The organism is Clostridium sp. AM34-11AC (assembly GCF_003435375.1).
GTDB classification, from domain to species: Bacteria; Bacillota; Clostridia; order Lachnospirales; family Lachnospiraceae; genus Pilosibacter; species Pilosibacter fragilis.
Genome location: NZ_QWGL01000052.1, coordinates 1 through 11054, shown reverse-complemented (window position 1 = coordinate 11054; position 11054 = coordinate 1). Strand labels below are relative to the sequence as shown.

Below are 11054 nucleotides of genomic sequence, written 5' to 3'. Positions count from 1 at the left end.
GATTCCAATGGAAAACATGCAGGTTATCCGCACTATTTCAGAAACAGCGAGGAAAAACTGGCGAAGGCGCAGAGAAAACTGAGCCATTGCCGGAAGGGGAGCAATCGTTACAAAAAACAGCAGAAAAAAGTGGCGCGGATCCATACACATATCGCTCACCAGAGAAAAGATTATCTGCATAAAGAATCAAGAAAGATAACCAATTTCTATGATATCGTATGCATCGAAGATCTGGATCTGAAGACGATGAGTGGGGAACATCATTTTAGAAAAAGTGTCCATGATAACGGCTGGAGAATGTTCACAGATTTTTTGCAGTATAAACTGGAACGGGAAGGGAAGAAGCTTGTCCGCATCGACCGCTGGTATCCAAGTTCCAGAACATGCAGCTGTTGTGGAAAAATAAAACATGATCTGAAACTGGAAGATCGGGTATATCTTTGCAGCTGCGGAAACCGGATGGACCGTGATGAAAATGCGGCAGTCAACATCTGCAGGGAAGGTCTGAGAATGTCCGGGATCATATTAGAAAAGAGCGAAAAAGCATCATAAAAATATATCAGACAAAAAGAACCGTGGGACACACGGGGATCGCTCGTGAATGCTTTGCCCAACGGGGCAATCGAACGAGAAGCCCCCACTTCAAGCGTGAGCTAAGTGGTGGGAGTATGTCACTTCAGCGACATCGATCATTTCCAGACGTCCAAGCGTATTTCGGCTGGAAATTTCGATATACATCCGGCTTTCAGCCAGGATTTCATTGTTGTAGCGGTCAGAAAATGCACGTCTCTGGTCATTCAGTACGAGGTCGACCCGGTCCGTTTCCATTGCTCTGTAGAGTTCTTCATGACTTCCGACCATGATATGCTGTATTTTGGGCGAACAAGAGAAATACGGTAATCTGGACTGGTCAAATTAACAAAAACTGGTTGTTTTAAAAAGTCCATATATCATATATCATAAGGCTAAGCTGATACAGCAAATACAAAAAGAAAGCCTGATGTCATTCTCCAAGGGCCCTGAGAGTACATTCATCGGGAAAAGAGGAATGATGATATGAGCACAAACCAGGCAGCAGTGGCTGCAAAAAAAGGATACAGCACAAAAGAACTCGTTTTAGATGCAATGTTTATTGCGCTGACGTATGTATTTACAGCCTTTGTAAATGTGAGACTCCCGATCGCGGCAAACGGAGGACTGATCCATCTCGGAAATGTACCGTTATTTATCTGCGCGATCCTGCTTGGAAAACGCACCGGCATGCTGGCTGGCGCTTTTGGTATGGGACTGTTTGATCTGTTATCCGGCTGGACGGCATGGGCGCCGTTTACGTTCGTGATCGTAGGTGCGATGGGTTACGCAGTTGGCGCGATCACAGAAGGACACCACAGCTTAACGAGAGATGCGATCGCGATCGCGGTTGCGTGCGTGATCAAGGTTGTAGGATACTATATCGCAGAAGTGATCATTTATCACAACGTGTTTGCCCCGGTTGCTTCGATCCCGGGAAATCTGGTCCAGATCGGCACAGCAGCTGTAATCGTTATGATCTGCATTGAGCCGCTTCGCAAGATCCTGCGCCCTGTCTTAAAATAAAAGGAAGCTCCGGGCAGGGATTTGATCCTGCAGGCGAGAGAAAGGAAGAGATTATGTACGATATCATGACACCCGGCCCTACACAGGTGAGGGAAAATGTACGGCAGGCGCGGGCGCTTGCCTGCACCAATCCGGATCTGGATGCCGATTTCTATGATTTTTACAAGGAGACCTGTGAGGAGATCAGCGAGCTCCTTCATACGAAAAATGAGACGCTGATCCTCGACGGAGAAGGAATTTTAGGACTGGAAGCGGCCTGTGCGACGCTCACCGAAAAGGGAGACCGCGTGCTTGTAATGGATAACGGAGAATACGGAAAAGACTTTGCCGGGTTCGTGACCATGTACGGCGGAGAGCCGGTTCTTTACTCCACCGACTACCGCAACGCGTTTGATGTGGCGGAACTGGAAAAATATCTGGAAAAAGATCATGACTTTAAATATGCGGCGCTGGTACACTGTGACACTCCAAGCGGGATGTTAAATGATGTCTCAAAGCTCTGCCCGCTGTTAAAGAAGTACGGGATCCTGACCCTGGTGGACTCCGTTTCGGCCATGTTCGGCGAGGAGATGCGGGTGGACGATTATCAGATCGATCTTCTCTGCGGAGGATCCCAGAAAGCGGTTTCCGCACCTCCAGGATTAAGTTTTGTGACGATCAGTGCGGATGCTTACAAGGCGATGCATTCGCGGAAAACACCGGTCGCGTCCTTCTATGCGAACATCCTGGCGTTTGACGGCTATTATGAGAAAAAGTGGTTCCCGTATACGATGCCGATCAGCGATATCTACGGACTGAGACAGGCGTTCGATAACATTAAAAATGATCCGTATATGCTGGAGCGGCATGCAAAGATCGGAAATGCGGTCCGGGCGGCAGTAAAAGAAGCCGGCCTGGAATTATACCAGGAGACAGGATTTTCCAACACTGTGACGGTATTCAATGTCCCGGAAGGGACCACGGACACCGCGATCCTCACCGCGATGAAGGAAAAATGCAACATCATGCTGGCCGGATCCTTCGGCGCGTTTGCGGGGAAAGTGATCCGCATCGGGCATATGGGCGAAAACGCCTATCCGGAGAAAGTGGGAGCCGTGATGGCCGGTCTGGATCTGGTATTCAAAGATCTGGGGATCACGCTGAAGTGCAGCCTGAAAGAGGCGTATGACAGGAAGATGAGCGAGCAGTAAAGGAATGTCGGCAGAATGCTGCTATGGCAGTTTTTTCACGGGTAAGGATTACGTTTTTATCGGATGATCAAAGAAAATATGATAAATGCATAAAACGAAAAAGACCTGCAGAAATGTATAAAATCTGCAGGTCTTTTTATGTTGATATAGATTATCGGAATCTACCGGCTTGTGCCGACCGGAATTATGCGCCAAGTCTCACACACGTCCGGCTGGAAACGCAGAATTATTCTCTCACAAGAACTTTTGTGATCTCTGCGATATAAACGGTGTGGTAATCTTTCTCCGGATACCACTTTCCATCGTTCTCCTTTGCGATAAAGTTCTCCGGCTTGATCTCATCCTCGTAGAGCTTCTTGCAGACGAAGACTATGTCCGCTTCCTCGAAAGCTGCTGTACCGTCAACAAAGTACGGGGTCAGACCGGCTTCTTTGACCTTATCGCAGTCACGACCGGATTTGGAACCGCAGATGGAGAGTGCCTGTTTGTGCTCCGGTCCGTAGAAGGACAGGGTAAAGGTATCGTTCGCGTCGACGAATTTCTTTGTGTAGCGCTGCGGGCGGATATAGCAGGTGGCAACATTTTTGCCCCAGAGAACGCCGAGACCGCCCCAGCTTGCGGTCATGGTGTTGTATCCGGACTGATCGCCGGCAGTGATCAGCATCCACTCGGAACCGATCTTTGTAAAGGGATTAAAGGTGAGACTCTTGATATCAACTTCTTTGAATGCCATGGAAAAATCTCCTTTCAATGATAAAACTGCTTTCATTATAGAATGAGATAAAATAAAATGCAAATGCTTTGTATCATGAGGGCTGGTTTATGAAAAAAACTGTGCAGGGTGCGGAAAAATTCATGAATGGAAGAGAAAATTATGCTTGAATGAACGTAATATAAGTGTTATATTTTTAACAAGACAGGGAAATCCATGAGGACAATCATGATTGGAGGAAAGCTTATGAGAGGCGTAGAGACAAGAATCCAGGAGATCCGCCATCGGATCTTCAGGGAAGTGGCAAGAATGGCGTATCACACGGAATGGCCGGTGGACAAACGGATTGAGGAGCTTCCGTATAAGATCATTCCGGGAGAAGTCGGAAATTTCAGAAACGATGTTTTTTTGGAGAGGGCGATCGTGAGCGAGAGACTGCGGCTTGCGATGGGACTTCCGTACCGCGGGGCAGCGGATCCGGCGCCTGTCTCAACAGGGATCGAGGAGGCGGACAAACCGGAGACTTACTACACGCCGCCGCTCATCAACGTGATCAAATTTGCGTGCAACGCATGTCCGGAAAAGCGTGTTTACGTGACAGACGGCTGTCAGGGCTGCCTGGCACATCCGTGCGTGGAGGTCTGCCCGAAGGATGCCGTGACGCTTGACCGGACGAACGGAAGATCGAAGATCGACCCGGATAAGTGTATCCGGTGCGGACAGTGTGCCAATGTCTGTGCGTACCATGCGATCATCATCCAGGAACGTCCGTGTGCGGCGGCGTGCGGCATGGATGCGATCCACTCCGACATGAACGGAAAGGCAGATATCGACTATAATAAGTGCGTGTCCTGCGGACAGTGCCTTGTGAACTGCCCGTTTGGTGCGATCGCAGACAAATCCCAGATCTTCCAGGTCATCCGCGCAATCCAGACGGGCGAGCGCGTTTATGCGGCTGTGGCACCGGCGTTTGTCGGTCAGTTCGGACAGAAGGTCACACCCGGAAAACTCCGTGCGGCTATGAAAGCGCTCGGATTTGCGGATGTCTTTGAGGTTGCCATCGGCGCGGATTTATGTGCAGTCCAGGAGGCGGAGGACTTCGTGAAAGAAGTTCCGGAACAGCTTCCGTTTATGGCGACCTCCTGCTGTCCTGCATGGTCGGTGATGGCGAAAAAGCTGTTCCCGGACTACTCGAACTGCATCTCGATGGCATTGACACCGATGACGCTGACAGCGCGACTCATTAAGAAGAAACATGAGAAAGGGAAAGTTGTCTTTATCGGACCGTGCGCGGCGAAAAAGCTGGAGGCGATGCGGACTTCCGTGCGCAGCGATGTGGATTTTGTCCTGACCTTCGAGGAGATGGCGGGAATCTTTGATGCGCGCCATGTCGACATCGAAAATATCGAGGAGGATGAAGGCGGAGTCAATGCTGCATCGAAGGATGGACGAAACTTTGCGGTTGCCGGCGGTGTCGCGAAATCCGTGGTGGATGTGATCGCACAGATGTATCCGGAGAAGGAGATCAAGGTTGCGAACGCGGAAGGCTTAAAGGAGTGCAAGAAACTCCTTCAGCTCGCCAAAGCCGGAAAGTACAACGGCTATCTTCTGGAAGGAATGGCATGCCCGGGCGGCTGCGTTGCAGGTGCCGGAACGATGCAGCCGGTCAAAAAATCTCAGGTTGCGGTAAATCTCTATGCGGGAAAAGCCGGGCATGTGACGAGCGACAAGACCGAGTATGTGAGCGAACTGGATAAACTGGTCGATTAAAAGTAACGATGATAGTTACTTTTCATGGGTAGGAATTTTCTGAACTGAAAATTCCGTATGATACCGTTATGACCGCGTATTTTGCCGATTCGGAATGCGAAGCATCGGCAAAATCCAGTTACAGTGCGCGGGCATGGAGTGCCCGTGTACTGTAACCGATGATAAAACTTATATGGACTTGCAGAATGCGGCTTCCTTGACGGGGAGCCGCATTCGTTGTAAAATAGGAATCCGACACCCTTTTATGAAAGGAGGAAAAAACATTGGAGCAGGAGAGAAAAGAGCTTTTGAACAATGAAAGTGAAGATAGAGCAAAGAATAAGACAGGTCTTGTTCTCGAAGGCGGCGGCATGCGCGGGATCTATACCGCGGGGGTGCTCGATGTCTTTCTGGATGAGGGGCTTGAATTTGACGGCGTGATCGGTGTCTCGGCAGGCGCAGTCCATGGATGCAGTTTCCTGTCCGGGCAGCGGGGGAGAAGTATCCGGTATTATAAAAAATACTGTGCGGACAAACGCTTTATGAGCGCTGAGAACATGATACGGACCGGAAACTTTGTGGACACGGATTTCTGTTACCATGAACTTCCGGAGGTCCTGGATCCTTATGATTATGAGGCGTTCGACCGCAATAAGGAGAAAACGGATTTCTATGTGGTCTGCAGCGATGTGGAGAAGGGAACACCTGTCTACGCGAAGCTTCATGACATGAAGAAGGATATCGATTATATCCGCGCGTCAGCGTCGCTCCCGTATGTCTCAAAGTTTGTGGAGCTGGGCGGCAGAAAGCTTCTCGACGGCGGCTGTACCGACAGCGTTCCGGTCGAGGCATTCATGAAACTCGGTTTTACAAAGGATGTTGTCGTTCTGACCCGTGATCTGGAGTACCGGAAAAAGCCGGAGAATGCCTGGATGGCGGATCTTATGTACCGGAAGTACCCGAAATTTGCCGAGGTGTTAAAGAACCGCTCGGTGGAGTACAACCGCAGCATCCGCAGGATCGAGAATCTGGAAAAAGAAGGAAAGATCTTTGTGATCCGGCCGAGTGTACCGCTCACGATCAGCAGGACTTCGAGAAGTGCAGAGGAGATCGAAAAGACGTATCAGGTCGGAGTTCTCGACGCAAAGAAACAGATGGCTGCGTTGAAAGAATGGCTCGATATTGGATAAGAAGGATCTGTGTCCTGAAATGATGGGACAGTCGGAATTTCCAAAATGTTCCTGGCATCCAGCGTGTGACCGGTGAAAAACAAGACCGGGAACAGGAAACAGTCAGTGAAAAGAAGGAAGGAGAGCGCCTATGTCAGTGAAAGAATCGGGATCGGGAAATACGGATCACAGGATCCGCCCAGTTGCCAGGATCCTCACGGATTTTCCGACAAAGTTCGGGATCCCCAGGCAGAGCGGCCTCACAGGAGAGCTGGAGTCTCGGATCGTATTTGAACCGGAGTTTTCCAATCCGGACGCAGTCCGCGGGATCGAAGAATTCTCCCATCTCTGGCTGATCTGGGAGTTTTCCGAAAATGTGAGGGATCCGAAGAAGTGGTCTCCGACCGTCCGCCCGCCGCGGCTCGGCGGAAACACGAGAGTCGGCGTGTTTGCGACGAGATCTTCGTTTCGCCCGAATTCACTGGGGCTCTCCGTGGTCCGCTTAAAGGCGGTGGAAACCGGGGAGAACGGAATGCCGGTCCTTGTGGTGACAGGGGCGGATATGATGGATGGGACGCCGGTCTTTGATATCAAGCCGTATATTCCCTTCGCGGACAGCCATCCGGAGGCGAAGGGCGGGTTTACGGACCAGACGAAGGAATACGGGCTCGATGTCCGGATCCCGGAGGAGTTCTTAACACTCCTTCCGGAGGAGAAACGCGCCCCGCTCCGCACCGTTCTTTCCCAGGATCCGCGTCCGTCCTACCAGGAAGATCCGGCACGGGTCTACGGGATGGAATTTGCCGGGTATGAGGTAAAATTCACGGTTTCGGGAGAGACGCTCTATGTGAAGCAGGTGGAGAAAATTCACTCTTCGCAGTAAAAAAATCCGGACTGCCGTATTTGTGCAGTTGGACAAAAACCAAAAACAAGGAAGTTGGAAAACACCAGGAGTTAAAAGAAGATGGAAAACGTATTTTTAAAGCAGTTTCTGATGATCAGCGACGTTCGGACGATCGCGTTCCTCGCTGTTCTCGCTGCTCTGTTTTATCTGATCCATGTGCTTTACCATAAAAAGCACATGGATTTTGCTGCCGTAGTCATGATCGGTACCGGACTTGGACTTGTCCTCGGCCTGGCGATCCAGTTTGTGGCCGGATTCCCGGATAAACCGATGGAAGTTGCTTTCGTCGCAGAGACGACAACCTGGTTTGCAATGTTCGGAAGCGGCTACATCAACCTGATCAAGATGATCGTTGTCCCGCTCGTCATGATCTCCATCATGCAGGTGATCATCAACATGCAGCAGGGCAGCAGCATGGCGAAGCTCGTAAAAAAGACACTTTTAGTCACAATGGGGATGGTTGCGATCGCATCTGTGACCGGTATCGTGATCGGAACGCTGTTCGGTGTCGGAAAAGGCGCAGCGATCGTGGAAGATGGAACCGCGACTGCTAAGGATATTACCCCGGTCGCTACGACCATCAAAAACCTGATCCCGGGAAACATCGTGCAGGCGATGGTCGACAGCAACATCATCGGCCTCGTTATCTTCTCCGGATTCCTGGGTCTTGCGATCTGGTGGATCAACTATGAGAGCAAGGAAGAGGCGAAGCCGTTATACGACCTGATCAACGCGGCTCACAAGGCGATGATCAATATGGCGCTCCTGATCCTCGACTACATGCCGTGGGCTGTGATGGCGCTCCTCGCGAACACGATCGCGCAGAGAGGTCTCTCCTCCATCCTGGAAGTCGGAAAATTTATCATCGCGCTTTATGTGGCGGCTGTCGTTCAGTTTATCATTCAGATCCTCTTCCTTGTGATCAACGGTCTGAATCCGGTCGTATACATAAAGAAATCCTTTGCGACCATGCTGATGGCATTCACCTCCCGCTCCAGTGTCGGATGTCTTCCGATGACGATCGAGACACTGACAAAGAAGCTTGGTGTTGACCAGGGTACCGCAAGCTTTGTAGCCGGATTCGGTACAACCGCAGGAATGCAGGGCTGCGCGGGTATCTTCCCGTCACTCCTGATCATCTATGTCTGCAACGTGACAGGAACTCCGATCGATATCACGATGATCGTGATGACGATCTTTGTCGTTACGATCGGTTCTCTTGGAATCGCTGGTATCCCGGGAACAGCCACGATGGCAGCTTCCGTCGGACTTTCCGGCGTCGGCATGGGCGCCCAGTTCGGTATGGTAAGCCCGATCTTAGCGATTGATCCGATCATCGATATGGCAAGAACCATGATCAACGTCACAGGTTCCCTGACGAATGCCCTTGTGGTGGATAAGCTGATGGGAAATCTGAATATGGATGCGTATAACGACATGAGCGAAAGGATTGTGGGAGCACGAAGTGCGGAACAATCCGGTATCAATGCTAAAACTAAAAAAGAAAACGCAGAGTAATCATAGATCCCCGCATGTGCCTGGCAGAGGTATGTGCGGGGATTTTTCTGCCTCCATTTACCTGCAAGAAACTGCGGTTGCCCGGTTCCTGATCGCATAAGATCAGTCATCATACTGCGCATCCTGTTAAAAATATATCTATTTCCGCTAAAATCCCGAAAAAACTGGACAGCTCCTTATTTTTCTGTATAATAGGTAATTGTCGGTCTTTTTACGGCTGGCGGTTATTTTTTGTTTTAAAAGAAATTTCAGGTAAATTCTTTAGAAAACAAAAAAGATCCTACTATATTTAGAACACGAAAAGAAAAAAGGAGAGTTTGAGTATGGAAAAGATACGTCCAATGTTGTTTACAACATTGAAGAAGTATTCCGGTGTCCAGCTGATGTCTGATGTCGTAGCGGGTATCATCGTAGCCATCATCGCCCTTCCGTTATCCATCGCGCTGGCACTGGCATCCGGCGTGGGTCCGGAGCAGGGAATCTACACGGCCATCGCGGCAGGCTTTGTGATCTCATTCTTAGGAGGCAGCCAGGTACAGATCGCAGGACCGACAGCGGCCTTCGCTACGATCGTAGCAGGTATCGTTGCGAGAAGCGGTGTGGAAGGACTGGCAGTCGCAACAATCCTGGCAGGTATCATCCTTGTCATCATGGGATTCTGCCAGCTTGGTTCCTTAATTAAGTTTATCCCGTTTACGATCACCACCGGATTCACCTCCGGTATCGCGGTGACCATCGTGATCGGACAGTTAAAGGATTTCTTTGGTGTCACATACCCGGCAGGCATGGAGACCATCGAGACCATGCAGAAGTTAAAAGCTTTCGCCGCGGGTTTCGGAACCATGAATGTTCATGCGGTGATCGTAGGTCTTGTCTGTCTGGCGATCCTCATCGTGATGCCGAAGATCACGGAGAAGATCCCGGGATCCTTAGTGGCAGTTCTCGCCGGTATCGTGATGGTGAAATTCCTCCCGTTACAGGTCAACACCATCGGTGACCTCTACAGCGTCAGCAACGCGCTCCCGGCGTTCCACATGCCGGCCTTCAGCTATGACGTGATCCAGGGCTCTTTATCGGATGCCTTCACCATTGCGATCCTGGCAGCCATCGAGTCCCTGCTTTCCTGCGTTGTCGCGGACGGCATGATCGGCGGAAAGCACCGCTCCAACACAGAGCTTGTGGCCCAGGGTGCAGGAAATATTGTTTCTGCTTTATTTGGCGGAATCCCGGCAACAGGCGCCATCGCCCGTACAGCGGCAAACATCAAGAACGGCGGACGCACTCCGGTAGCCGGAATGGTCCATGCTGGCATTCTTCTTCTGATCCTTGTGATCCTGATGCCGTACGCAAGCTGGATCCCGATGCCGACCATCGCGGCGATCCTGTTTATGGTTGCCTACAACATGTGCCAGTGGAGAACATTCGCAAGACTCGCAAAGACGGCACCAAAGAGCGATATCGCAGTTCTTGTGATCACATTCTTCTTAACAGTAGTCTTCGACCTTGTCGTAGCCATCGAGGTGGGCATGGTGCTTTCCTGTCTGCTGTTCATGAAGCGTATGAGCGACGAGATGGGAGTCAGAAGCTGGCTTCACGTGGAGGAACTTGAGGAGCAGAAGCGCGAGAAAGAGGAGGCTGCCAAAGGCGTGAAAAAGGCAAATGCGATTCCTTCTTTAGAGGAAGCGCAGCTGAAGGCGGCGGCAGAGGAGATCAACCCGGCAGATTTACGCCAGATCCCGATGGAGCTTGCAGTCTATGAGCTCACAGGACCGTTATTCTTCGGCGCGGCTGACCGCATCAATCAGATCACAGTGGGGGAAGGCACAAGATGCCTGATCCTTCGTATGCGTGCAGTACCGGCGGCGGACAGCACGGCGATGAACTCCATGACAGCTCTCTATGAGCGCTGCAAAAAGAACGGCGTGACTCTGATCCTGTCCCATGTCAACGAGCAGCCGATGCGCGCGATGGAGAAAGCCGGATTCGTTGATCTTGTTGGAAGAGAAAACTTCTGCAGGAATATTGAGGAAGCCCTTGACCATGCGGACAAGATGCTTGAGAAGTAAATAAGGCGCGGAGGAAGGTTTTTCTGTGCAAAGCTGAAAAGAGCTGTGTGACTATATTTGGGTCAGCAGCTCTTTTTGGCATATGTAGGGAAGCCCAGACTGAAAAAATTAAACCTAGATTATTCACGGATCAGCCGTGAAAGTGGCTGA

The 11054-nt window shown here is 50.7% G+C and carries 10 protein-coding genes; 8 read left to right on the top strand and 2 right to left on the bottom strand.

The genetic code is table 11. The annotated features are described in order from the left end of the window. Positions 1 to 552, top strand: a 552-nt coding sequence (locus DW826_RS18750; RefSeq protein WP_242994132.1) for a transposase, incomplete at its 5' end; no start/stop codon positions are given. A gap of 90 nt (positions 553 to 642) precedes the next feature. Here the strand turns inward: DW826_RS18750 and DW826_RS16780 are convergent. After that, on the bottom strand, positions 643 to 861 hold the full coding sequence (locus DW826_RS16780; protein WP_147327099.1) for a hypothetical protein: 219 nt from the start codon (positions 859 to 861) through the stop codon (positions 643 to 645). Between the two features lie 195 nt (positions 862 to 1056). Between DW826_RS16780 and DW826_RS16775 the strand changes: the two genes are divergently transcribed. Both DW826_RS16775 and DW826_RS16770 read left to right on the top strand, forming a co-directional pair. Further along, positions 1057 to 1596 (top strand): ECF transporter S component, encoded by a 540-nt coding sequence (locus DW826_RS16775; RefSeq protein ID WP_117485747.1) that lies wholly within the window; start codon positions 1057 to 1059, stop codon positions 1594 to 1596. A gap of 53 nt (positions 1597 to 1649) precedes the next feature. Next, a complete protein-coding gene (locus DW826_RS16770; RefSeq protein WP_117485749.1) occupies positions 1650 to 2786 on the top strand; it encodes an alanine--glyoxylate aminotransferase family protein in 1137 nt (378 codons plus the stop codon). A gap of 226 nt (positions 2787 to 3012) precedes the next feature. Here DW826_RS16770 and DW826_RS16765 read toward each other — a convergent pair whose 3' ends face one another. Then, complete coding sequence (locus tag DW826_RS16765; protein WP_117485751.1) at positions 3013 to 3519, bottom strand: flavin reductase; 507 nt, start codon at positions 3517 to 3519, stop codon at positions 3013 to 3015. A 225-nt stretch (positions 3520 to 3744) separates the two neighbouring features. On the opposite strand from DW826_RS16765, the gene DW826_RS16760 reads away from it, so the two are divergent. The 5 genes from DW826_RS16760 (at position 3745) to DW826_RS16740 (ending at position 10904) form a co-directional block, all read left to right on the top strand. Further along, positions 3745 to 5268, top strand: coding sequence for a 4Fe-4S dicluster domain-containing protein (locus DW826_RS16760; RefSeq protein WP_117485759.1), 1524 nt, complete (start codon positions 3745 to 3747; stop codon positions 5266 to 5268). Between the two features lie 263 nt (positions 5269 to 5531). After that, the gene (locus DW826_RS16755; protein ID WP_242994131.1) at positions 5532 to 6437 is read left to right on the top strand and encodes a patatin family protein; all 906 of its coding nucleotides are present in this window, start codon (positions 5532 to 5534) and stop codon (positions 6435 to 6437) included. A 130-nt stretch (positions 6438 to 6567) separates the two neighbouring features. Beyond that, entirely contained in the window at positions 6568 to 7299 is a 732-nt protein-coding gene (gene tsaA / locus DW826_RS16750) for a tRNA (N6-threonylcarbamoyladenosine(37)-N6)-methyltransferase TrmO (protein WP_117485753.1), read from the top strand. Between the two features lie 81 nt (positions 7300 to 7380). Then, a complete protein-coding gene (locus DW826_RS16745) occupies positions 7381 to 8838 on the top strand; it encodes a cation:dicarboxylase symporter family transporter (RefSeq protein WP_117485755.1) in 1458 nt (485 codons plus the stop codon). 323 nt (positions 8839 to 9161) lie between these two features. Beyond that, positions 9162 to 10904, top strand: coding sequence for a SulP family inorganic anion transporter (locus DW826_RS16740; RefSeq protein WP_117485757.1), 1743 nt, complete (start codon positions 9162 to 9164; stop codon positions 10902 to 10904). Positions 10905 to 11054: the final 150 nt, after the last annotated feature.

What these genes read in the sequence shown, in the direction of transcription:
- DW826_RS16780 (WP_147327099.1), bottom strand. Translation starts at nt 861, where the DNA reads ATGGTCGGAAGTCATGAAGAACTCTACAGAGCAATGGAAACGGACCGG.
- DW826_RS16775 (WP_117485747.1), top strand. Translation starts at nt 1,057, where the DNA reads ATGAGCACAAACCAGGCAGCAGTGGCTGCAAAAAAAGGATACAGCACA.
- DW826_RS16770 (WP_117485749.1), top strand. Translation starts at nt 1,650, where the DNA reads ATGTACGATATCATGACACCCGGCCCTACACAGGTGAGGGAAAATGTA.
- DW826_RS16765 (WP_117485751.1), bottom strand. Translation starts at nt 3,519, where the DNA reads ATGGCATTCAAAGAAGTTGATATCAAGAGTCTCACCTTTAATCCCTTT.
- DW826_RS16760 (WP_117485759.1), top strand. Translation starts at nt 3,745, where the DNA reads ATGAGAGGCGTAGAGACAAGAATCCAGGAGATCCGCCATCGGATCTTC.
- tsaA (WP_117485753.1), top strand. Translation starts at nt 6,568, where the DNA reads ATGTCAGTGAAAGAATCGGGATCGGGAAATACGGATCACAGGATCCGC.
- DW826_RS16745 (WP_117485755.1), top strand. Translation starts at nt 7,381, where the DNA reads ATGGAAAACGTATTTTTAAAGCAGTTTCTGATGATCAGCGACGTTCGG.
- DW826_RS16740 (WP_117485757.1), top strand. Translation starts at nt 9,162, where the DNA reads ATGGAAAAGATACGTCCAATGTTGTTTACAACATTGAAGAAGTATTCC.